General features: G+C 45.3%; 23 protein-coding genes, 1 other RNA gene and 1 pseudogene. 2 read left to right on the forward strand and 23 right to left on the reverse strand.

The features are described 5' to 3' along the window. Entirely contained in the window at positions 1-1,188 is a 1,188-nt protein-coding gene (gene rlmN, locus ICN41_RS03970; RefSeq protein ID WP_216291529.1) for a 23S rRNA (adenine(2503)-C(2))-methyltransferase RlmN, read from the reverse strand. Positions 1,189-1,219: 31 nt separating this feature from the next. Next, positions 1,220-1,645 (reverse strand): nucleoside-diphosphate kinase, encoded by a 426-nt coding sequence (gene ndk / locus ICN41_RS03975; protein WP_216291530.1) that lies wholly within the window; start codon positions 1,643-1,645, stop codon positions 1,220-1,222. Between the two features lie 276 nt (positions 1,646-1,921). Here ndk and ICN41_RS03980 point away from each other — a divergent pair, with 276 nt between their 5' ends. Then, the gene (locus ICN41_RS03980) at positions 1,922-2,623 is read left to right on the forward strand and encodes a Bax inhibitor-1/YccA family protein (protein WP_216291531.1); all 702 of its coding nucleotides are present in this window, start codon (positions 1,922-1,924) and stop codon (positions 2,621-2,623) included. A 104-nt stretch (positions 2,624-2,727) separates the two neighbouring features. On the opposite strand, the gene ICN41_RS03985 is transcribed toward ICN41_RS03980, so the two are convergent. The 16 genes and pseudogenes from ICN41_RS03985 to dnaX all read right to left on the reverse strand — a co-directional run bounded on the left by ICN41_RS03985 (position 2,728) and on the right by dnaX (position 19,286). Next, positions 2,728-3,108 (reverse strand): hypothetical protein, encoded by a 381-nt coding sequence (locus ICN41_RS03985; RefSeq protein ID WP_216291532.1) that lies wholly within the window; start codon positions 3,106-3,108, stop codon positions 2,728-2,730. A 354-nt stretch (positions 3,109-3,462) separates the two neighbouring features. Then, on the reverse strand, positions 3,463-4,911 hold the full coding sequence (rlmD, locus tag ICN41_RS03990; RefSeq protein ID WP_216291740.1) for a 23S rRNA (uracil(1939)-C(5))-methyltransferase RlmD: 1,449 nt from the start codon (positions 4,909-4,911) through the stop codon (positions 3,463-3,465). Then, positions 4,904-5,725 carry a 3'-5' exonuclease gene (locus ICN41_RS03995; RefSeq protein WP_216291533.1) on the reverse strand — a complete coding sequence of 274 codons (822 nt, stop codon included), beginning with the start codon at positions 5,723-5,725 and terminating at the stop codon, positions 4,904-4,906. Before ICN41_RS03995 ends, rlmD begins: the two co-directional genes overlap by 8 nt. 5 nt (positions 5,726-5,730) lie before the next feature. Then, positions 5,731-6,513: a peptidoglycan DD-metalloendopeptidase family protein gene (locus tag ICN41_RS04000; RefSeq protein WP_216291534.1), complete on the reverse strand. Its 783-nt coding sequence runs from the start codon at positions 6,511-6,513 to the stop codon at positions 5,731-5,733. 17 nt (positions 6,514-6,530) lie between these two features. Then, positions 6,531-7,154: pseudogene (locus ICN41_RS04005) on the reverse strand (protein-L-isoaspartate(D-aspartate) O-methyltransferase); the annotation flags it as partial. A gap of 29 nt (positions 7,155-7,183) precedes the next feature. After that, positions 7,184-7,987 (reverse strand): 5'/3'-nucleotidase SurE, encoded by an 804-nt coding sequence (surE, locus tag ICN41_RS04010; protein ID WP_216291536.1) that lies wholly within the window; start codon positions 7,985-7,987, stop codon positions 7,184-7,186. Positions 7,988-8,010: 23 nt separating this feature from the next. Beyond that, positions 8,011-11,088 carry a CusA/CzcA family heavy metal efflux RND transporter gene (locus ICN41_RS04015; RefSeq protein ID WP_216291537.1) on the reverse strand — a complete coding sequence of 1,026 codons (3,078 nt, stop codon included), beginning with the start codon at positions 11,086-11,088 and terminating at the stop codon, positions 8,011-8,013. Then, positions 11,089-12,360, reverse strand: a complete 1,272-nt coding sequence (locus tag ICN41_RS04020; RefSeq protein ID WP_255537888.1) for an efflux RND transporter periplasmic adaptor subunit — start codon at positions 12,358-12,360, stop codon at positions 11,089-11,091. A 9-nt stretch (positions 12,361-12,369) separates the two neighbouring features. Continuing rightward, complete coding sequence (locus ICN41_RS04025; RefSeq protein WP_370629089.1) at positions 12,370-13,827, reverse strand: TolC family protein; 1,458 nt, start codon at positions 13,825-13,827, stop codon at positions 12,370-12,372. Between the two features lie 265 nt (positions 13,828-14,092). Continuing rightward, a complete protein-coding gene (locus ICN41_RS04030) occupies positions 14,093-15,457 on the reverse strand; it encodes a carbohydrate porin (RefSeq protein WP_255537889.1) in 1,365 nt (454 codons plus the stop codon). 238 nt (positions 15,458-15,695) lie between these two features. Further along, positions 15,696-15,980, reverse strand: a complete 285-nt coding sequence (locus ICN41_RS04035) for a type II toxin-antitoxin system YafQ family toxin (RefSeq protein WP_216291540.1) — start codon at positions 15,978-15,980, stop codon at positions 15,696-15,698. Further along, a complete protein-coding gene (locus ICN41_RS04040) occupies positions 15,967-16,236 on the reverse strand; it encodes a type II toxin-antitoxin system RelB/DinJ family antitoxin (protein WP_216291541.1) in 270 nt (89 codons plus the stop codon). The genes ICN41_RS04035 and ICN41_RS04040 overlap by 14 nt, the downstream gene beginning before the upstream one ends. Positions 16,237-16,403: 167 nt before the next feature. Next, the gene (locus tag ICN41_RS04045) at positions 16,404-16,622 is read right to left on the reverse strand and encodes a ParD-like family protein (RefSeq protein WP_216291542.1); all 219 of its coding nucleotides are present in this window, start codon (positions 16,620-16,622) and stop codon (positions 16,404-16,406) included. A 3-nt stretch (positions 16,623-16,625) separates the two neighbouring features. Continuing rightward, positions 16,626-17,240: a recombination mediator RecR gene (gene recR / locus ICN41_RS04050; RefSeq protein ID WP_216291543.1), complete on the reverse strand. Its 615-nt coding sequence runs from the start codon at positions 17,238-17,240 to the stop codon at positions 16,626-16,628. A 26-nt stretch (positions 17,241-17,266) separates the two neighbouring features. Further along, positions 17,267-17,590 carry a YbaB/EbfC family nucleoid-associated protein gene (locus tag ICN41_RS04055; RefSeq protein ID WP_216291544.1) on the reverse strand — a complete coding sequence of 108 codons (324 nt, stop codon included), beginning with the start codon at positions 17,588-17,590 and terminating at the stop codon, positions 17,267-17,269. Positions 17,591-17,651: 61 nt separating this feature from the next. Next, positions 17,652-19,286 (reverse strand): DNA polymerase III subunit gamma/tau, encoded by a 1,635-nt coding sequence (dnaX, locus tag ICN41_RS04060; protein WP_216291545.1) that lies wholly within the window; start codon positions 19,284-19,286, stop codon positions 17,652-17,654. A 32-nt stretch (positions 19,287-19,318) separates the two neighbouring features. Here dnaX and ffs point away from each other — a divergent pair. Next, an RNA gene (gene ffs / locus ICN41_RS04065) (signal recognition particle sRNA small type) lies at positions 19,319-19,417 on the forward strand. Positions 19,418-19,669: 252 nt separating this feature from the next. On the opposite strand, the gene ICN41_RS04070 is transcribed toward ffs, so the two are convergent. From ICN41_RS04070 to ICN41_RS04085, 5 genes are all read right to left on the reverse strand, one after another. Continuing rightward, positions 19,670-20,041 (reverse strand): hypothetical protein, encoded by a 372-nt coding sequence (locus ICN41_RS04070; protein WP_216291546.1) that lies wholly within the window; start codon positions 20,039-20,041, stop codon positions 19,670-19,672. 288 nt (positions 20,042-20,329) lie between these two features. Then, positions 20,330-20,899 carry a phasin family protein gene (locus ICN41_RS04075; protein ID WP_216291547.1) on the reverse strand — a complete coding sequence of 190 codons (570 nt, stop codon included), beginning with the start codon at positions 20,897-20,899 and terminating at the stop codon, positions 20,330-20,332. A gap of 208 nt (positions 20,900-21,107) precedes the next feature. Beyond that, a complete protein-coding gene (locus tag ICN41_RS11350) occupies positions 21,108-21,239 on the reverse strand; it encodes a hypothetical protein (RefSeq protein WP_255537890.1) in 132 nt (43 codons plus the stop codon). 38 nt (positions 21,240-21,277) lie between these two features. Further along, complete coding sequence (locus ICN41_RS04080) at positions 21,278-22,594, reverse strand: Y-family DNA polymerase (protein ID WP_216291548.1); 1,317 nt, start codon at positions 22,592-22,594, stop codon at positions 21,278-21,280. Between the two features lie 13 nt (positions 22,595-22,607). Further along, positions 22,608-23,093 (reverse strand): LexA family transcriptional regulator, encoded by a 486-nt coding sequence (locus ICN41_RS04085; protein WP_255537891.1) that lies wholly within the window; start codon positions 23,091-23,093, stop codon positions 22,608-22,610. Positions 23,094-23,286 lie beyond the last annotated feature (193 nt).

Genomic DNA, 23,286 nt, shown 5'->3' on the forward strand with positions numbered 1-23,286 from the left:
TCAGCTATCCAATTTTTTAAGCCATTCAATAGGCTGTTCTTGTATTTGAATAATTTCTGCATCATGTACTGCGCGCTCACGAACACGTGTGCGATCTACAACATCCCCCGCCAATTGACCGCAGGCAGCGGCAATATCATCGCCACGCGTCTTACGAACCGTAGCAACCATGCCAGCATCTAACAGAATGCTAGCAAATGCATGAACACGTTGCGCTGGTGAGCGCTTCAGTCCAGATTCTGGGAAAGGATTAAATGGAATCAGGTTCACTTTGCATTTAATATTTCTTAGCAAACGAACTAATTCTTTTGCTTGAATATCGGAGTCATTGACGCCATCTAGCATGCAATATTCGAAGGTTAAAAAATCTCTTGGTGCAAAAGGCAAGTAGCGCTCGCAAGCATCTAACAACTCACGTAGCGGATATTTTTGATTCAGAGGCACTAGTTGATCGCGCAATGCATCATTTGGAGCATGCAATGACACAGCAAGTGCTACAGGGCAGTCTTGTGCCAAGCGATCGATCATTGGAACTACACCAGAGGTGGAAACCGTCACACGCCGACGCGATAAACCGTAAGCTCTATCATCAAGCATCAGACGCAATGCAGAAACAACATTGTCGTAATTAAGCAAAGGCTCGCCCATGCCCATCATGACCACATTAGAAATCACACGGCCTGTATGCTCCCAACCTGGGGTTGGATATTTTTCAATTCTGCGGACAGCCTCTGGATCATTGCGTAACAGGTGCTCTGCAAACCAGAGTTGGCCAATAATTTCACCAGATGTCAGGTTACGAGAAAAGCCTTGATGCCCAGTGGAGCAAAAACGGCAATTCACAGCGCAACCAGCCTGAGATGAGATACATAGAGTACCTCGGTCATCCTCAGGAATAAACACGGACTCAACTGCATTACCAGCACCAACATCTAGCAACCACTTACGGGTGCCGTCAGCCGCATGCTCATCTTTAATAATGGGAAGAGAAAGTACTTCTGCTTTGTCTAGCAATGTTGCTCTAAAGCTTTTTGCTAGATCACTCATGTCATTGATGTCGGATACACCACGCTGATGAATCCATTGCATGAGCTGCTTAGCCCTAAAGGGCTTTTCGTTTAACCCCGCGACATACGCCGCCATTTGGTCGGCGTCAAAATCTAAGAGATTTACGCGCGGGGAGGTCAATGCGCCTACTTATCAATCAATAGGTGGTTGATTAACGATTGAAAACATTCATGCCAGGGAAGAAGAATGCAACTTCCACAGCAGCTGTTTCAGGAGCGTCAGAACCATGAACTGCATTAGCGTCAATGCTGTCAGCAAAATCAGCACGGATAGTACCTTTGTCTGCCTTCTTCGGATCAGTTGCACCCATCAAATCGCGGTTTTTAGCAATAGCACCTTCGCCTTGCAAAACTTGAATCATGACTGGACCAGAAATCATGAATCTCACCAAATCTTTAAAGAAAGGACGGGCTGCATGAACAGCATAGAACTGCTCTGCTTCGGATTGTGAAAGATGCGCCATTTTGGACGCGACAATCTTCAAACCAGCTGATTCAAAACGGTCATAGATTTTGCCGATGACGTTTTTAGCGACAGCATCAGGTTTGATAATAGATAGGGTGCGTTCAATTGCCATTCAAGACTCCAATAGTGATTTCAAAGATATTTGTGAAATAAGGCCAAAAAAGGGATATGGGCCTACAACCCCGCCCTATTTCAACGACCCCCAAATTATACATTGCCTGACCGTATTTACCCCTATATGAGTAGGGCTAAGCCATTGAATTTACAGGGCATAACCCTATGATTTGTAGTCTTTTGCAATAGGGGCTTGAAATTTACCCATTTTGTCTATACTTACAGTCAACAGCCCTTCATGGGCTCTTGATTTAACGATAAAGAAGGAGTCAATATGAGTGATTTGAACTCTTACGGCTTTGGGCAAACCAGCTCAATTAGCACTATTCAGATTCGCAACCGCGTCCTGCGTAATACCTATGCACTATTGGCGCTCTCCATGGTGCCAACTGTCATTGGTGCATGGCTTGGCATTGCTATGGGATTCAACTTCCTGGCACAAAGCCCATTCCTGGGATTTGTGGTGTTTATGGCAGTCGCCTTTGGCTTCTTCTGGGCAATTGAGAAGAACAAAGATACGGGTCTTGGAGTTGTCCTCCTTTTAGGCTTCACCTTCTTTATGGGGCTGATGTTATCCCGTTTAGTTGGTTACACCTTGAATAGCTATAGCAATGGCGCTGCATTAGTCATGCTCTCATTCGGCGGTACAGCTGCTATTTTTGCCACCATGGCAACTATCGCCACCGTCAGCAAGAGTGACTTTTCCGGAATGGGTAAATGGTTGATGGTGGGAGTTCTACTTCTGATCGTTGCCTCTTTAGCTAATATCTGGTTGCAACTACCTGCCCTGATGCTAACAGTCATGGTTTTGGCCATTGCGATCTTCTCAGCTTTCATCCTGGTGGATGTGCAGCGAGTGGTACATGGCGGTGAGACCAACTACATTATGGCCACTCTAGCTATCTACCTTGATGTATACAACGTCTTTACTAACCTGCTCGCCCTCTTAGGCATCTTTGGCGGCAATAAAGAGTAAGTTGTATCTGTGCTGTATCGACGTAGTGTCAACATCAGTTTGATTCAAGAACAAAAGGCGCCCTAGGCGCCTTTTTTCTTTACTACTTTTTTTCTTCGTATAGATTACTTAGCACTTAAATCATCGCACCAAGCGTAATAGGTATTAATCCACTGACCAAATGGTCCTTCGTTCACGCGACCTGAGCCACAGCCAACTAACTTATTGCCGCTGATCTCATACACGCCTGAACCACCCTTATAAGCAATTTGCAGCTTCTTTCCATCAGGAGAGATGGTGCCAATCTCATACGCTTTGTAGTTGGGATTCTCATAAGTAAACTCAACATGAGGACCATCTTGCTTGATGATTGTTAAAGTCGCCGTGACATTTTGAGTTTGCGTCTTCGGATTCTTCTTGGAAGCGTTAATCGATGTTTCAGTTGTATTACCAGAGTAGACTTTTGCTAGGGTTGGAATACCCTGGGCGTTGACAAGGGCGCTCATCCCCAGTCCTATTGCAAGACCAATTATTGCTTTCATAAAGTACCTTTGTGTGAAATTGAAAAACGGATAGACGATTTTTATCACACAACTGGGTCAGCGCTTAAAACTTGATGACTTAATTAGCTACGAACATGCTCACCGCATAAGACAGCGCAAATAAAATCAAAATAATGGCAAAGCTATCTGAGGCCTTCATAACACCCTCCCCGTATTGAATTAGAGCAATGTCAGCTTAGTACGCCGACTACTTCAATCTACTCTTCATGCCCATATCAACCGGGATGCTGGGCACTGAATTGAGGCACTTCATGGGAACTGGCACTAATCCAGTGCATTAAATCTGGGGATTTAACCTTAATTAATCTGAGTTTGGGGCTTTTGTAGGTCAAAAACGGCCATGGATTCTACGTGGGAGGTATGAGGGAACATATTGACGATGCCTGCAGCACTAAGGACATAAGCAGCCTGATGACACAATATCTCCGCATCTCGGGCTAAGGTTTTTGGGTTGCATGAAACATAAACAATGCGCTCAGGTAATAACTGACTTGATTGCGCATGGAGATCTGCAAGCGCCTTACAAATTTCCATGGCGCCTTCACGTGGAGGATCCATTAACCAGCGTTCAGCTTTTCCCCAACTTGCAATGGTCTCAGTACTCACTAAAAAAAGATCGCTTTGCATAAAACTGGCTTTGTCTATCAGGCCGTTGTGCCGAGCATTTTCTTGGGCACGCGTTGTCAGGGATGCCAAACCCTCAATTCCTAAGACTTGTTTTGCCCTTCTTGCGAGGGGCAGTGTGAAGTTTCCGATACCGCAAAAGAGATCTAGTACGCGATCAGTTTCTTTGACTTCTAAAAGCCGGATCGCCCTACTCACTAAACTGCGATTCATCATATGATTCACTTGCGTGAAATCAGCTGGCTTAAACGGCATTTCAATTTCAAATTCTGGCAATCGATAACAAAGCTTGCCAGTCTCTGGATAAAACGGTGCTACGGTTTCTATTCCCTTGGGCTGCAACCAAATCCACACTTGATGCGCATCTGCAAACTCTCGCAATAGTTGCTCATCAGCACTTGTCAGCGGCTTTAAATTACGAAATACCAATGCTGTCACCGGCTTATTTTTCTTCGGATCATCTGATAAGGGATCTTCCGGCTCTCCAACAGCTACTTCAATTTGGGGCATACGATCCACAATCGAGAGTCCCATGACCAGCTGGCGCATTTTAGGAAGAAGATCAGAGACATGCTTGGGCAAAATTTCGCATGCAGTCATGTCGGCCACGTAAGAACTCTTACCCTCATGAAATCCGATGAGTACTGTACCTTTTTTAATGGAGCGATTCACTGCGCTTAAACGTGCACGATGACGATACTCCCATGCTGGGCCGCCCATTGGCCTAAGAATTTCTTGGGGCTTGAGTTTGGCTATGTGCTGTAAATCATCTTCTAGCACGCGTTGCTTCATCGCAATCTGTGCGCGAATATCTAGGTGCTGCATCGTACAGCCGCCACACACACCAAACGCCTTACATTTAGGCTGCGCTCTAAATACTGCTGGCTTGATGATGTCTAAAACCTTGGCTTTACTAAACCGGGCTTTATCTTGGGTAATGATGTAGGTCACGCGCTCAGTTGGAAGTGCACCTTGAATAAAGATAACTTTGCCACTTTGGCCTTGAGCTACTTCTTCTACATTGGGCTGTAGTCGAGCGATGCCTTGAGCGTCTAGATCCAGCGATTCAACTTGTACCGCCTCAGTCACCACAATGCTGACTGGCTTCTCCCCTCTACGCATCCGCAGAGAAACCTTGGAGATATTCTTGCCACTGACCACCATTAGGCTCTTTGGCTTCTTTCTCAAGATAGGCTTTTACAAAAGCAATTTCTTCTTGATACTCTTCTAAAGAAAAGCCACCGCGCAGCAGTTGAAAGCGGCAATACATCAGATAAGTATTCACCACATCCGTTTCGCAATAGCGTCGAATGTCATTAATCTTGCCTTCTTGGTAGGCAGGCCAGACTTGACTGCCATCCATGCCCATCTTCCCAGGAAAGCCGCACAGCTTAGCCAAACCATCTAGTGGCGCATTGGCTCTGCCATTAAATTTTGCCAAGAGATCCATCATATCGAGATGGCGCATGTGATAACGACTAATGTAGTTATTCCATTTGAAATCACGACTATCAGCCTCTTGGCTATCACCCATCTCCCAGTAACGCGGAGCCTGAATGTGATTTGCTAGGGCACGATAGTGCAGGACTGGTAAATCAAATCCACTACCATTCCATGAAACCAACTGAGGAGTGTATTTTTCGATCAAATCAAAGAAGGCTTGCACCAAGACTTTTTCATCGTCTTGTACTGTGCCTAAAGTACCGACCTTAATTTGCGGCGTTCCCTCTTTAGTCGTTCTGCGAATCACACAGGAGATCGCCACAATCTTTTGCAAAAACAATGGCAGAAATTCACTTCCTGTTTTGGCGGCTCGCTCAGCCATAGCCTTTGCTGCAACCTCGGCATCACTCATAGCGGCAGGATAGTCTTCTAGACGGCGAAGACCCGCTACATCCGGAATGGTCTCGATATCAAAAACGAGCACGGTTGCCATGGGATTTACTGCAAGTAAGGTGTTGGATTTACTGGCTTACCGTTTACACGTAACTCAAAGTGTAATTTGGGTGAATTGGTATCAGTATCACCCATTTCAGCAATCTTTTGCCCTTTACGGACATTCTCACCCTCTTTGACTAAGAGCTTGCTGTTGTGGGCGTAAGCGGTGAGATAGGTATTGTCATGCTTGATGATGACTAAATTGCCATAACCTCTCAGACTATTACCAGCGTAGACCACATTGCCATCAGAAGCAGCTTGCACCGCTTCGCCAACTTTACCGGCAATATCAATCCCTTTGTTTTTATCGTTGAACTCTTCAGTGACCTTCCCTTTTGCAGGCCAAGATAAACGAATGCCTGGTTCAGCAACCACTTCCGCTTTAGTAGGGGGCGCTTTTGGCGCATCGGCTTTTACACTATCTGCTCTATCTGGAGCAACAGCCTTCACTTCCAAAGGCTTGCTAGTTCTCGCACCTGCAGGCGGCTTCACAATAATCAAGTCACCCACTTCAATAAGGTTTGGATTGAAATTAGGGTTAGCAGCGGTATTCCACTGCGCCACATCACGCGGTGCTTGACCGTTATCCAAAGCAATACGAGCTAAGGTATCGCCCTTCTTTACCCGATAATAGCCAGGAGGGGTTGACTCAGAAGAACTGCTTGAGCCTGCACTACGATCAGTGACGCTTGCAGGCTTAGTACGAGTGCTAGTGCAGCCAACTGTCAGAGCCATTGCAGCGCATAACAGGACCAAGAAAGAGGCTTTACTGAGAGAGTTAGACATAAACGGAAATAGAGGTTTCATACTACCCCTGATTGTAAGGGGACAAAAAAGACCTCGTCCAGCACAGTTCTTTGATAGCGCTGAGAGCTCATTCTTTCCACTAGCACCAACTGTTGTTCTTTTTCATTTCTGGCAACTGGGGCGACTAAACGCCCTCCAATTGCCAATTGATCTAATAGAGCGTCTGGAATACCCAATCCAGCAGCAGCCAGAATAATTCCATCAAATGGGGCTGCCTGTGGCAAACCCAAGATGCCATCGCCATAAATTAATCGTAGATTCTTAATTCTAAAAGGTCGTAATTTTGAACGCGCCATATCATGTAGCGGGCGAATCCGCTCAATTGAATAGACTTCCTCAGCGAGTAAGCTCAACACTGCCGCTTGATATCCGCAGCCCGTACCAATTTCGAGAACCTTACCCAATGGTTGTCTCGGCTTATGAAGCAACTCGATCATGCGCGCTACTACAGATGGTTTTGAGATAGTTTGTTGATGACCAATGGGTAGAGCTGAATCTTCGTAAGCTTGAGCATGCAAGCCCGCATCCATGAATGCATGACGCGGCACAGTGGCAAGCGCCTCTAAAGTTTTGCCATGCTTAATACCGCCAGCGTGTACTTTAGCTGCTAGCGCCTGACGATAGGCTGCGAAGCGTTCTGTGGGAGCTTTCAACCGCGATCCCAACCATTGGCACGCATCGCTGCTAAGCGAGCATGATGTGTGAGATCTAATTGCATGGGTGTAATCGAGATACAACCATCATCTACCGCATGAAAGTCAGTGCCCTCAGAATTGTCTTTGACATCCCCTGCTGCACCAATCCAATAAATCTTTTCACCACGAGGACTATCTTGCACTACTACAGGTTGTGAATGATGTCGATTACCCAAGCGGGTCACTCGCCAACGATATAAGTCGGCATAGGGGCGATTGGGAATATTGACGTTTAACAAAGTGGCTGCGCCATCCTGTCGAGCCAATTGTGGGCTAGCCAGATTTGAAACTAGCATTTGGGCAACAATATCATGCGCTGCTTTAGCAGCATCATCAATGCGATTCCAACCACGATCAATTTGCGAAAACGCAATTCCAGGAACACCAAACATCACCCCTTCAACTGCAGCTGCCACAGTGCCTGAATAGAGAACGTCTTCACCCATATTCTCCCCTTGATTAATACCGGAGATCACTAAGTCTGGTTTTTGTTCTAGGAAGCCAGTCATGGCAACGTGAACACAATCCGTTGGCGTTCCATTGATAAAGATGAAGCCATCACGCTCACCACCAGCAACGCGGTGAATTGAGAGTGGCCTTGAGAGCGTTAATGAATTCGAGGCTCCACTGTGATTTTGCTCAGGCGCAATCACCGTAATTCGACCCAAAGGACGAACCGCATTCACTAATGCAAGTAGACCGGGGGCCAGATAACCATCATCATTCGAAACTAAAATATGGGGCTGATGATTGCTCATAACGGAAATGTTCTTTCGGGTAATTAAATATTACTTGCAGGAGTTAATGCGCGTCCTCTAAACCAACCGTAAATCACCGGTAAGACCAAGAGGGTCAAAATGGTTGTAGTGACCATACCGCCCACAATGACAAGTGCCAATGGGCGCTGTGCTTCAGAACCAATTGACTGGGACAAAGCAGCTGGTAAAAGACCTAATCCGGAAAGCATCGCCGTCATCAGCACAGGGCGAACACGCAAGGCAGCACCCTCCACCATGACATCTTTCATCTCACTATGCTCAGCCGCTGTTGTCTTATTAATAAAAGAGATGAGAATCACCCCATCTTGAATCGCAATACCAAAGAGCGATAAGAAACCAAAGAATGCGGAGATGCTTAAAGTTTCCCCCGCCAAATGCAAGGCAATGACTCCGCCAATTGCCGCAAATGGTACATTAATCATCACGATAAAGGCATCACGGAAATTACCAAATGCGCTCACTAGTAATAAGAAGATACCTAACAATGCTAAAGGTACGATCAGCATCAGTTTCTTCTGGGCTTGCTTCATCTGATTGAACTGACCATCCCAGCTGATCGAATAATTGGGAGGTAGAGTAATATTTTTCTCAACCAGGAATTGAGCATCCTCAACAGCACTGCCTAAATCGCGATTGCGCACGCTAAACTTAATCGCAATATAACGTTTGCCTGCTTCACGATAAATGAAAAAAGGACCATCGGTCAGTCGCACAGTTGCCACCATCGACAAAGGAATTGCCTTGCCATCTGGTGAGTCGACCAGCAAGCGGCTAATGTCAGCCACGTCATTGCGACTTCCCTCGTTTAAGCGAATCGCAATACCAAAGGTCTTTTCATCCTCAAGTAAGCTCGTGACAGAAGTGCCGCCAATTGCATTAGCAACTAAGGTCTGTATGTCATTCACATTGATGCCGTAGCGTGCAGCTCGGTCACGATCAATTTGAATATTTAAGGTAGGTTGACCCAACTCTTTCAAAATCCCTTCATCAGCAACTCCCCGAACTTTTTTAAGTTGGTTAATCACCTCATGGGCTTTTTGATCAAGCACCTCTAGATCAGTGCCGTAAATCTTGACAGAATTTTCACCCTTCACACCCGAGAGCGCCTCATTGACGTTATCTTGAATGTATTGTGAGAAGCTATAGCTAATTCCAGGAACCCTATCGAGCTCCTTCTCAAGATGGGCAATCAAATCTTTTTTGGTGGAGCCTGAAGGCATCTTATCTGGGGTCTTAAGATAAAGGCCGTATTCTTGATTGAATACACCGGTGGAGTCGGTACCATCATCTGGTCGTCCAATTTGTACAGCCACCTTATCGATTTCAGGTTGCTTCATAAAGGTTTCACGTAATTGATCCGCTACCTTCACGGAGTAGTCTAGATCTACGGTATTAGGCAAAGTGACGCGCAACCAAATATTGTTCTCTTCCAAGGTTGGCAAGAATGCTGTACCTAGGCGAGTCATACTCAATAACGTCAATCCCAGCACGAACACGGCTACAGAAAAAATCGTCAAAGGACGATCCATCAATCTTCTGAGCAATGGCTTATAGCTATTTAATATCTTCGTAATAAAAGAAGGTGGCTTATGAGTCAGATTCTCACCAAAGACTAATGAAACCATTGCTGGCAAAAAAGTAAGGCTTAAGATCATTGCAGCAATCAAGGCAAAGCCCATAGTGAAAGCCATGGGCTTAAAGATGATCCCCTCTACACCACCCATAAAAAACAATGGGGAGTAAGCCACGATAATGATGCCGGTCGAATAAATCATGGCACGCTGTACTTCACTGGTGGCCAGCACAATACTTTGATTCAGGCGCTTGCCACCCTCCTCTAAGTGACGCATGACGTTCTCCGTCAAGATCACTGCCGAGTCCACAATCACACCAAAGTCAATTGCACCCAATGAAATTAAATTCGCTGGCACGCTCCATAAATGCATCTGAATAAAAGAAACGCAAAGCGCCAAAGGAATCACTGCAGCCACTACTGCAGCTGCTCTCAAATTTCCTAAGAAGATAAACAACACTCCAAGAACTAAAGAGATCCCAAAAAACAAGGTGTGCTTGACCGTACCCACGGTGATATCCAGCAAAACTTGGCGATCATAAAAAGGCTTGACCTCGATTCCAGGTGGGAGCACATGCTTATTAATATTGTTGACGGTGTTATGGACTCGAGCTAAGACCTCGGATGCATTTTCACCGCGACGTAGATAGACAATTCCCTCAACCGAATCAGGATTGTTATTAAATTGGAACATCCCTAGACGCGGTGCATTTCCAATTTGAACTTTAGCGACATCACCTACCCGAATAGGAACACCGTTATTCAAGGTAATCACTACTTGCTTGATATCTTCAATATTCTTTAAGAGTCCAACACCACGCACCACGAACTGCTGCTCACCACTTGGTAGGAGTCCACCGCCGGTATTGCTATTGGCACTGGTTAAAGCAGCAATCATTTGATTAACAGTGACACCTTTCGCCTGAAGACTTTCAGGGCTCACTATGACTTGGTATTGACGAACCTTGCCCCCAAACGAGGAAACATCGGCTACCCCTGGAGTTTGCTTAAGCTCTTTATAAATCTCGTAGCTTTGCAGGGTTTTCAGCTGGGTTGATGATGCGTAGTCTGAGCGTACTTCATAGCGCATGATCTCGCCAGTAGCATCAGAGTCTGGACTAATACTGGAATTCACGCCAGGCGGAAAATCCACCTTGCCTAAATTAGAAATAAATATTTGACGCGCTTTAAAAGGATCAGTCGTGTCATTAAATTTTAATGTGACAACAGATAAGCCAAATAAAGAGACGGAACGGAAAGCCTGCAAACCAGGAATACCCGCTAGGGCATTTTCTACTGGAATAGTGACCTGTTGCTCTACCTCAGTCGTACTTCGACCAGGCCATTGTGAAATAGCCTGAATCGTTAAAGGCGCTACTCCAGGGTAAGGCTGGATTGGTAACTTGCTGAGACTGAACATTCCCAGGCCCAGTAAAACAATGGATGCAACAATGACAAGCACTCGCTTCTCAACGACCCCTCGAATAAAGGACGTGAAAACGCTCACTTAGTCCTCCTGCTTAGCAAAGCGATCATTTAACAAGACAGCACCTTCAGCCAAAATTTGCCAGCCCTGCTCAACACCTTCTGTGATAGCAAAAGACTTACTATTGAGGTCATATCCTTTGACTGGCACACGACGGAAGGTTTCTGGTCCAACTCGGATAATGGCGTATCGGGCTTCACGGATCCGCACAATTGCAGTCTGTGGTACCACGATAGCATCCGCATTGCCTGTAGTTAACAGGCCTGAGGCAAACATATCTGGACGTAAAAGATCATCGGTGTTTTCTACATCGGCACGAATTAATAAAGCACGGGTTTGAGGATCAACAGCAGGTGCAATGTAATTAGCGTAAGCAACAAACTCTTTATCTGGATAAGCCTCAAGTCGCAAAATGATTTTCTGGCCCGGCTTTACCATCCGGAAATCTTGCTCAAATACGTTACCTAAAAACCAGAGATGCTTTGGATCCGCTAAGGTAGCCATCACATCCCCTGCAGCGACTGCTGCGCCTGGCTCTACATTTCGCTTAACCACCACTCCTTGTAAAGGGGAACGCATAATCAAATTCGTTTGCGTCCTGCCGGTTGTCTCGATGCTCTTAATATCACCATCGCCCGCACCCAGATTTCTCATACGGTTAGCAGCAGCTTCTTGTGTGAAACGGGCATCCTCCAATAAATCACCCATGGTTTTATTCGCCACCAAAACTTTGGAGATTTTGGATGAGAGCATAAATTCCTGTTGAGCAGAAATAAAGTCTGGGCTATATAGCTCCAAGATGGGTGAGCCTACGTTTACCTGTGCACCATCAAATGCATAAATACGCTCTACCCTACCTGGTGCGCGTGCTGACAACACTTTAGATCTTTCGGCATTAAAAGCGAGGCGCCCAGGAACTTTAATATCGACTGGTACTTGTACTTTTTCAGCGGTCTGAAAGATATAGATCTCTGGGTTTAGTTTGATACCAGGAAGCTTGAGCTCAAGAATGCCGCTCTTTTCTACTTTCAATGCTTTATCAGAAGCCTCTATCTTGACGATACGATTTACATTAGTCACGCGACCAAGCACAATGCCCAGCGACAGAATGGCAAAAGCAAAAGCAGCCAAACGCACACGATAGCGATTCGTTGGACTGAGATTCCAATACAGGCCTGCTAAACCTGCAAAAGCAACTTGCGCATGATGAGAACCATGATGCACTCCCTTATGAAAATGCGGCATAAGCTTTTCATAAAGGTTTTTGATACGCGAGAGAATCTGCTTGATCAACACTGCTCCTTAAAAAGGTTCTTTACCAGAGGAAACATATAAAACCGCTTGCGCCTGCATCAGGTTACTCTCAGCTTGCGCTAAGGCAATCTCTAAATTACGCAATTGCGACTGAGCAGTCAATAAATCATTAAATCCTTGGCCATTATTGGAGTATTGAGTTAGCCCTACTTTATAGGCTGCATCTGCCTGAGGGACTTGGCGATCTCTCAAAAATTGGGTTTGATTCTTAGCCTGATCGTATACAGCATAGGCAGTATTCACACCCAAAACGATTTGCTGGCGATTCGAAATATTACCTGCCTCTGCTGCCGCCTGGGTCCGTTGTGCTTGCTCTACTCCGAATCGCTCTTTAGTAAAGAAATACAGAGGAATCACTAAATCTAACTCCAGCTGATAAAACATCGTGCCGTTATTGGCAGCAAATGGGCCGCGAGGCGTAAAGGAGGAGCCAATCACTTGGAAGTCTGGAAGATAGGCCTTCTTAGCCAAGTCAACACCCTTACGTGCAGCCTCTAATTGCAAAGATGAACTCTTGAGTGATGGGTGACTAGTCTCAGCATAATCCTCTAGCTCTACCAAGGTAGGCACATTGTTTAAGGCGCGACGCACATCTGCACGCAGTATTAATTTTTCTCGTGCATGACGCCCCACTAGAGTATTAATACTTTTAATCGCTACATCGAGTTGGCGCTCAGCATTGAATTGATCAGCTTGTGCAGCACTTTGTGCAACTTGAGCATTGAGGTATTCAACATAAGCAGCAGAATTATTGGAATACCGTGCTTTAGCGACGTTCTTAATCATCTCCAAGCGCACTACCGACTCCCTTAAGACTTGTAACTGCTTTTGAGAAGCTAGCGCATTAAAGAATAAGGATGATAACTGTGCGCCCAATTGAAGATACGTTGCTTCGCTCTGCGCAAGCAGTGCTTCAGCGTTGGTATTGGCGATATCGGATGCTAGGCTCTTTTTGCCAGGGAACTGAAATGGTTGCGCAATTGAAATGGAATTATTGCTACTAATGCCACTTGGATTCTGTGCAGTTGGCGCGTTAGCGCCGCCTAATGCAAATGGAGAATTCGATGGCATGCCTGACCACACCAAGCCGACTTGAGGGTTTGCAGGAGCAGCAATCTGAGGCACAGTTGCTTTCGCAGACATGTAAGACTCGCGTAATGAAGTCAACTGCGGATTATTGAGTTTGAGTTCAGCCCAGAGTTGACGTAAATCCATCTCCGCAGGATCTGATGAAGTAGGTTTGGTATAAATTTTTGGTACGTTAGCAGGATTGGCCGGTAGCAATGAATCCATCCGCCTTGGAGCCTGCTCTTTGGGGAGGGCTTGCGGGGCAATCGGCGGAGGCATTCCCAAAGTATTACCTTGATCAATCTGAACCAAGACAGAGCCCGAGGTCGCTCCAATTTCTCCAATTTGAGCAAATGCTGAAATAGATACGGCACTCACAGCAAAAGTAGTGATCGCCAGTTTGGCTATCCTTTTGAAGGGTCGTGCTTCACTAGTTTTGCTTGGACCTAGAATCAACAAATGCCGCTGCCTCAAAATCAGAAAATGCTGTTTTTATAGCCTCAGATGCTGTTTTGAATGAGATAACCCAGCATCCATTAGGGATTAAGAGATTATAGGGTACAAAAGAGCCAGGCCAAAAGATTAACAATAGCTATCTTATTGATTCTAAAGACAATAATGAATTTTAGAGTCGCGAGATGACTTAAAACTCGGCATGCACCCTAAAAGAGAGAATGCTTACTGGCCCGCGAGCAGAGTTATAGGCTGGATTACTGATGTACTGAAAGTTCACCCCGGCTAAGACATTCTTAACCACTAGGGCGTTGTAGTAAAGCTCAGCAATTCGCTCAGGACGATAACTAATCGTCTTACCTGGCCCAGCGTAATCTCCAAGGAAATAAGAGATGCCTCCAGCCTGTAAGTAATTTTTACGATTATTAGATAAACCATTTTGCATTACTGAAATACCAAGGCTGTCACTTGGACGATTCCAGCTTGTACCATTCATGCCCATGCCAATCGACATGGAGTTATCAGCTTCAGTAAATGACATTGTTTCGGTATTGCCATCAGAAGTATAAGCGCGAGCATAGACACCTAAGTCTTTCGTTAAGGCCTGCTCACCATGAATACCGATACCGGTTTTATATTGGTAGTTATTGCGTACATTATTAATTGCCTGTGTACCTTGTGCATTATTGGCATTAATGTAATTGGTTGCATCCTGAAAGCGAGCCAAAATCATTTTGTTGCGAGAGGCAAGCACACTGACCTTGCCTGGTAGATCGGCAATATGATGCTGGCGCTCAATTTCGACTTGATCACCATAGGCGTTAAAGATCTGCCAATTGAGATCGCGGCCATTAGGCGTCTTAGGCGCAATCATCCGTGACGCACGCAAGACCCAATTATCTACATACCACTCCCCTGCTAAGCCCCAGCTGTACCCGCGCGCATCGGCAGCATAGTCATAGGCAAGGTAAGTCATATTGCCCCAGTTCATAAATTGAATTCGGGGATCTTTAGCGTAACGACTGTCATCAAAGATATCGAGTGTTGAAAATTGACCGGCAGTGATTACCACGCGGTTGCTACTGACTGTTTGTGCAATTTGATTGGCATCATCCTCTAAACGGACTTTGTCACCCTCTTGATTAATCGTTTGACGCAAGAAGGCACGAGCTGAATAAAACTTGGCTTGCGAGCCACTCGCTTTATTTCCTTCACCATTAGGAAATCCACCCAAGCCTACCAAGTCGGAAAATGCCACTCCTGATATCACCTCAGGATTGAAATACACATCGGTGTTTGATGCTATCCGCGCACCAAAAAATAAAGTGCCTGACCAAGAATAGCTCATGGACTTCAGGGGATCTAAGCTGTTCTGACCAGAATAGGATGCATTGAAATTGTTGTAGCGCTGATTAATGTAAGTGGATTGACCGTGAAAGTTGACTGGCAAACCAAACAATTCGCCCTCCGTAGGTAACCAATGAATATCTTCAGCAAAGCTGGCAATTTGATCGGCACCCGATCCGGCCTTCTGCGCGTAGGCATAGGCACTCAAAAAAGTGCAAATAATACTCAGTAGGAGAGTTAGATAAACCTTGCGGGTCATTCACAATTTCAGATTGGGTTGTCAACACCATCGAATGACAACAGGCCGATAGAGAAAACTGGCAGCTCACGGCTTGGGATTGAAGCCCAAGGGTGGCACAGACCAAATTATCCCCAAAAAGAAGCAATTTACCTAGTCTTTATGACGATTGAGTGACGTATTGAGTGGAAGATTGTCTCAAAACAACTTAACCAAATAAATCACTATGACTACCAAGTCTGGCAAGACGCAAAATTTCTGGATTAGGCTTCTTATAGATCAGGAGGACATCAGGCTTGATATGACATTCGCGATGCCCAGCCCAATTTCCAATCAAATCATGATCTCTCAACTTATTGGGCAACAAAATATCCATTATTAAGAGATCTATGACATTCAGCAGAAGCCTCTCTAAATCTTTTTTATGTCTTGAGTTTGCATGAATACGCTTGAAGTCCCTTTTAAATATGGATGATCTTTCAATCACCCGCATTCAAATCCGCCATTAATGCTTTACTTGTTTTAAAACGCTTGCCCCTTCCAGATTCGAGCTCGGCAATTGCTTTTTTAGTGGTGGAATTAGGCACCTTTACTGTAAAGGGCAGTTGCTTCTCATCCGCAATTCGCAACATCAGCATTCTTATCGCATCCGAAATAGATAAACCCATCGCCTCAAGGGCATCCGAAGCTCTATTTTTAGTAGCCATATCAATCCTGGCGCGTACATAGGTATCTGAAATAGTCATCACTATTCTCCAATTAATCCTTAAAAATGTAGTCACATTGAGACTACATTTTAACATAATACGGGCAATAAAAAAGGGGCTCAATAGCCCCTTTTTACTGAATCAGCAGTAGTCCATAGTTAGGTTAGCGGCGATCCATTAACGCTCGGGCTAAGAGAATACTTATAAGATCATCCAAATTTGAATGGAGTAAGTTTTCTTTCCTGAACTTCTTCAATGCTTGCTAATACATCCCGAAGTAGTTGAACTGGCAAATCAGGATTCTCCTCTGCAGCCTTACCCAAACGAGCCCAGTATTCAATCTGCTCGGGAATAGACCGGTTCATAGCCTGCGCGCAGGACTTTGCATCCTTCACTAAAAAATCAGATAGCTTAATAGGCTTAGACACAATCTAGCGGCGATCCATCAGCGCTCTGGCCAAAGTACCGGCATCAACATATTCAAGCTCACCACCAACCGGAATACCTCTGGCAATTCTGGTGACTTTGATGCCTTTAATCTTGAGTACTTCACCGATGTAATGGGCAGTAGCCTCACCTTCACTCGTGAAGTTGGTGGCCAGCACCACTTCCCGAATAGGCACTCCTGTATCAGGAGCTTCAATACGGGCTAGCAGTCGATCAAAATGAATTTCATTAGGGCCCATGCCATCTAGGGGAGAGATGCGGCCCATCAATACAAAGTAATTACCTTTGAAACTTAAGGTTTGCTCAACCATCACTTGATCGGCTGGCGTTTCCACAATACAAAGTAGAGATGGATCACGGCGCTCATCAGCACAAGTGCTGCAGATTTGCGTTTCAGAAAAAGTGTTGCAACGAGCACAGTGCCCAACTGTTTCGACAGCCTCACCTAAGGACTGCGCCAATACGGCTGCGCCATTACGATCATGCTGCAATAAATAGAAAGCCATACGTTGAGCAGACTTAGGGCCTACTCCTGGTAGAACACGTAATGCCTCGATCAATCGACCGAGTGCATCTTGAGGCGCTTCATGACGTGCCATTAAATAGCCATTAAATAATCAAGTTCTTAAAAAGGCAACTTAAAGCCAGGAGGCATTGGCATACCAGCAGTAGCGCCAGACATTAACTGTCCACTAGCTGCTTCGACTTGTTTAAATGCTTCTGTGTAGGCAGTCACAATCAGATCTTCTAACATTTCACGATCATCCATTGCACCTGGATCAATCTGTACACGCTTGAGTTCGTATTTACCAGAGATAGTGACTTTCACTAAGCCGCCTGCAGCTTGGCCTGTGACTTCTAATGCGGCTAACTGCTCTTGGGCCACTTTCATTTTCTCTTGCATCTGCTGAGCCTGTTTCATGAGACCAGCAAGTCCACCTTTCATCATCGTATTTTTTCCTTAATGACTATGAGTTAGTTGAAATGTTTTAATAAAAGACAAATATCAATTAGAGCGGTTTAACAGAGCCACCAACTACCGTGGCACCAAACTCTTTTTGTAACTGTTGAATAAAGGGATCAGCCGCAATCATTTGCTCAGCATTCATACGCTTTTCTTGATGAATCTGGGCATCCACTTTTGCGACGGTCTTGCCTTCGACTTCACCTTTTTCAATCAGAATCTTGATCGGCTTACCAAAATGTGTAGTGAGCGCATCCGCCAAGCGAGCTACTGATGCCTCTGATGCCAATTGCGGCATTGGGGTCACGATAGTGGCTTTGACTCCCGCAGCTGAATCTACCCAATCTTGTAACTCTGTCTGAAATGCCAACTGCTGAACTAAACCTTTTACTGGTAACTGACGCATTAATGCATGCCAATCTGGGCGCTCTGCCGGTCCGACTGAACTTGCTGGGGCTGAAGGCGCAACAGGTGTAGGTGCTGCTTTAGCAGCAGGTGCCGATGGAGTAACTTTAGGTGCTGGAGCTGAAGATGGTCTAGCGCTTGCTACCGGTGGTGCTGATGGTGCTGAACCCCCTGCTCCACCCGGACGAAATGCCAACATACGCAAGAGCGTCATGGCAAAACCAGTTTGCTCATCAGGGGCAAGCGATAAATCGGGGCGACTCGTAATTGTGATTTGATAGAAGAGTTGCGCTTCTTCTTTAGTGAGCTGTGTTGCCAGGCGACGAATCTCACTCGCCTCTGGCCAATCTTCTAGTATGGATTCAGGAACTACTTGGGCTGCTGCAATCTTTTGCAATAAGCTCGAGAGATCTTGTAGTGCTAATGAGAAAGACATACTGCGCTCGCCCATCTCATTGGCAACCGCTAAAAGACTAGCGCCGTCTTTTGTAATCAAACAATCCAAAATACGAACCAGATACGCATCATCTAAAGTACCGAGCATGCCGCGGACGGATTCTTCGGTCACTTTTCCTGCAGCGTAGGCAATCGCTTGATCGGTTAAGGACAGGGCATCGCGCATGGAGCCTTGCGCTGCTTTTGCCAAAACACGCAGCGCATTGACTTCGTTCTCAACCTTTTCTGCTGCAAGCACCTTTTCAAGGTGCTCGACGATAAGCGGAACTGGCATTTGCTTGAGATTGAACTGTAAGCAACGGGACAAAATCGTCACTGGAATCTTTTGAGGGTCAGTCGTTGCCAGAATAAATTTCACATGCTCTGGCGGCTCTTCTAAAGTTTTAAGCATCGCATTAAAGGCATGATTGGTGAGCATATGCACCTCGTCAATCATGTAGACCTTATAACGACCATTGCTAGGTGCGTAGGCTGCTTTTTCTAGGAGCGATGCAATATCGTCAACACCGCGATTACTTGCAGCATCCATTTCGATGTAATCAACAAAACGGCCAGCATCAATTTCTAAACAGGCAGGACATTTGCCGCAAGGTTCAGAGGTCATCTTGCCTTGTCCATCGACTCCAGTGCAATTGAGCGCTTTGGCCATAATTCGGGCAATGGTCGTCTTACCTACTCCGCGGGTGCCAGTAAATAACCACGCATGATGTAGTCGACCCTGATCTAAAGCATGGGTTAAAGCCTTAACCACATGATCTTGACCGACTAATTCAGAGAAAGTTTTGGGGCGCCAGGAACGGGCTAAAGCAAGTGCTGTCATGTCATCCATTCTAACAAGCTAAAATGGAATCGGACGGGCCTCCCCGCATGGTGGGTTGGATAACCTGGTCAGGTCGGGAACGAAGCAGCCAAACCCAATTTCTGCCAGTGCCGGGGGTCGGGCTCGTCCACCCCCCTCCTTCTTAAATGGGGTGGCTCAGGATATCTTCAGAATTCTGAAAAGCCCCCAAATGATCCAAATAATCAGCAAGATCAGTACGGTTCTTGCGTCAACAGAAATTCTAAATAGCTGTAACTGTTTGTGGGAACACTCTATAGATAGTCGCACGTCATACCTCTTCAATATCAAAGAGCCAGCGTAGAGTTTTTTAATTGGTCACGAAAGACGTGATTATTGATTTACTTGTAGGATGACTATTGGGGCTACTCAAAATGCCCTATCTTCTCAATCAACTTAGCAAGGTGACTTACTGAGTCAAATGTATTAGATGTTTGTGCATCAATATCTTCCCAGTTGTACTCCAAGGAAAAATGGGCTGATTCAATAATGAGTTCATAGCTAGAAACTGGCTTATGGTTTGGGTTTGCTGGAACATCTTCTGCTAGAGGTACAGATATTCCTGTTATTGCCTTTAACAATGAATCTACTTCAGAGGATGTGAGCTCTCTAGTGTGCAGCACATCGTCGGTTCTTTTGACGGTAAGCCGGGACACCTTTTCAAGGGTGAGCTCATATTGATTCAGACCAAGCTCTACCCAGGCGGTTAACTCAATGGCAATCGGATAAGTGGTCATTTGAGGCCTTCCTTTAGGATCTATTGGTATATGAGCGTTTTGCGCTTGGTTTTCAATTGATCTTACGCCCTTATTCCCCGCAGCTACATAGGATTTATCTCTATTTCTTATGCGGCACTGCAGTATCAAAAAGAGTTTTCCGCTATTGTATCCAGGGCGCACAAACTGCCGCGCAAGCTTTTTGTTTAATCGAGGAATCCATTCATCAAGCAGGCTGGCTTTGATGCTTTTGTTCAGGCAATAAAAAAGCCCCAATCAATGGGGCTTTTTTAGTAAAGCGTTTACTAATTAAGCAGCGATTTGCTTACGTGACTTAGCAGCTGGAGCAACTTGACCTTGGAAAGAGCTCATTGCGGAATCCATAGTCTTTTCAAAATTTGCATATGCATCATGTGAAGAAGCACGTACTTGATCAAAGCCCTTCAAAGTTGCTTCGAATACACTGTTAAATGCAGATACAAATGCCTCTGAACCAGCAGGAGCTTGTGCAGTAGCTTCTTTAACAAATTTCTCCAAGTCAGCCTTGGAATCATCAATTGCTGAGTCAACTAAGCTAGCAACTTCTTTGCTGTTCTTACGCAATACTTTGTTCACTTTATTCTGATAGCCAACAACTTGAGCAGCAGCTTCTTTAGCTGTTTCAGCATCAAACATTTGCAAAGCATCTTTTGGATCTTTTAATTGAATCAATTTTGCTGAGCTAGCTTGAGCAGCTGATACCACTTCTTTAGCTACGTCATAGTTAATCTCTGCGATGGCTTCTGCACTTTGTACAGTTAATGTAGCGATAGTTTGTGCTGACTCAAGAGCTTTAGCTTGAGCATTTGTCAATGTAGTGTTTAGTGTGTTTTGAAACATGGTCATTCTCCTGTAAGGGTATTTACTGATACTTATTAATGTTGCACTGCAATTACTGCATCGCAACATTTTACAAGAATAATTATGAAATTTGCATGACATATTTGAGTTTTTTCAAAAACCTGCAAATTTCACCCTTTTAAACAGGGGTTCTAGGGGTATTGCCTATTTTTTAGGCACAATATCCCCCCCAGAATGACCGCCCTTCTTAGAAACTTAAAAGTGACTTAATAGCCCCTTTTAGACTCTGGTCACGCTGGGTATTTTTCAATACTGCGCAGTAGGACAGAACCATGATGATTGCCAATGAAATGCCGTTGAAGTTATTGAGTAAGTCCATGTATTTCTCCTTGATGAATAATTAACGATTGAAATTGTTTATCGAGCTACCGGCAGCTCATCCCACTGAGTGGTGTAGTTCGGTGACCTATTGTTTGATCGCATCTGCCACTCCTGCTTGGTGCCTGATGCTGCCAAACGAATGACGGCATTACCAAAGCGAGAGTTAATCGCATCCATGGCTTGCATGAGGTCAGCTGACTTCCCTTTGCTTTCCATATCTTCGAATAAAGATTGTTGGATCGTGGGCTTGTCTGCAATCAGATTCAGAATGACGCCAGCTTTTTTATAACGAAAGCCACTTTGATAAATTTGTTGAAGACCTTTGAGTGCAGCATTCGTGAGTGTCACTGTGTTATCGCTAGGGTCCACTAGTGGAATCGTGATGCTTTGATGATGCTGTGGCTCATTTTGCTTAAATGGATTGGTCTGAATAAAGACCGTAATGGCACCAGTTACCGAATCTTGACTGCGTAATTTTTCTGCTGCTCGAGCAGCATGTGTGGCAACCGACTGTGCAAGCTCTTCCTGCTTGGTCACCAACTTACCAAAACTACGTGAAGCAATGATTTGCTGCTTAGCTGGTGCAACCTCTTCCAACTTCAAACAAGAGGTACCGCGTAGCTCATAGCAAAGCCTCTCCATCACCACCCCAAACTGCTGACGCATCGCCTGTGGTGAGGCCTGCAATAAATCAAATACCGTATGAATTTCTAAAGCCTTTAGCTTCTTGGCCAGTTGGCGCCCAATGCCCCAGACTTCAGCCGCTGAGGTTTCTGTCATCCACTGATAGAGCTCAGGCTTGGGCATCGCCTCGACATCACAGACGCCTAAAAACTGTTGGTGCTTTTTGGCTAAATGATTTGCAAATTTTGCGAGCGTTTTACTAGCTCCTATACCAACACACACAGGTAAACCAGTGGTGTCTTTTACCTGCTGCTTGATAGTCTGTCCCAAGACGATGGTATCGGGGTATTGCTTTAAAACCGTTTCAATTTGCAGGAAACTTTCATCGATGCTGTACACCTCTAAGTTTGGTGTAAATTTTCTAAGCACTTGCACTACACGATTACTCATATCGCCATACAGCGTGTAATTTGATGAATACGCTTGTATGCCATGCTTCTTGGCTAAATCTTGCATCTGAAACCAAGGTGTGCCCATCTTCACGCCTAATGCTTTTACTTCAGCACTACGCGCTACTGCACAACCATCGTTATTCGAGAGCACCACCATCGGCACGTCTTCCAACTTAGGTGCAAACACGCGCTCACAGGAAACATAAAAGTTGTTCACATCAACCAATGCAAATAGGGGGTTGGCTGTGTTGCCTTGGGTATTTATCTGGGTCTTCATCTGAGTGCGCATCTCACTTACTGCCCCGGCCGCTGTAATGGCTGTACTTACGAACAACACCGACTACGACACCCCAAATCTGTAGCTCACTGCCCTCGGTAAAAGTAATCGGTTGATAACTTGGGTTTTCTGGTTGAAGTTCAATGCGGCCGCGTAATTGATATAGGCGCTTGATGGTGTATTCACCATTCACGACAGCCACAACGATGTCTTTGTGTTTTGGCTTGAGGGCTTTATCAACCACCACCTTGTCACCATCACAAATGCCGGCGCCCATCATCGAATCCCCTTTGACGGTGAACATGAAAGTGGCTGGCTTGTTCTGCACTAAGTAATGATTGAGATCTAGGCCCTCTTCGGCGTAATCGGCTGCTGGACTAGGGAATCCAGCTGAAATCCGATGACTTAAGAGTGTGGTCTCATGGGCGACAAAATGGGCCGCCATGGCTTGTGGAGCCTGGCTGAGGGTTACTTTTGCGGAGTTCATTTGCTGCGTCATAGTGATTAATATACTGTATGTTTATACAGTATATGTAAAAACCGCAAAAATGAGGGGATTTTTGTTGTTTTAGGGCTATGGATACCCCTCCACCCCTCTTTTTCTAGCCATAAACCCCAAGTACCCCATGCTTGTATTGAGGCGAAGGAATTGCATAATGGTCCTAGAAGTTACCTCTTAAGTAACTCATATA

This window comes from Polynucleobacter sp. 15G-AUS-farblos, from assembly GCF_018882445.1.
Lineage (GTDB): Bacteria > Pseudomonadota > Gammaproteobacteria > Burkholderiales > Burkholderiaceae > Polynucleobacter.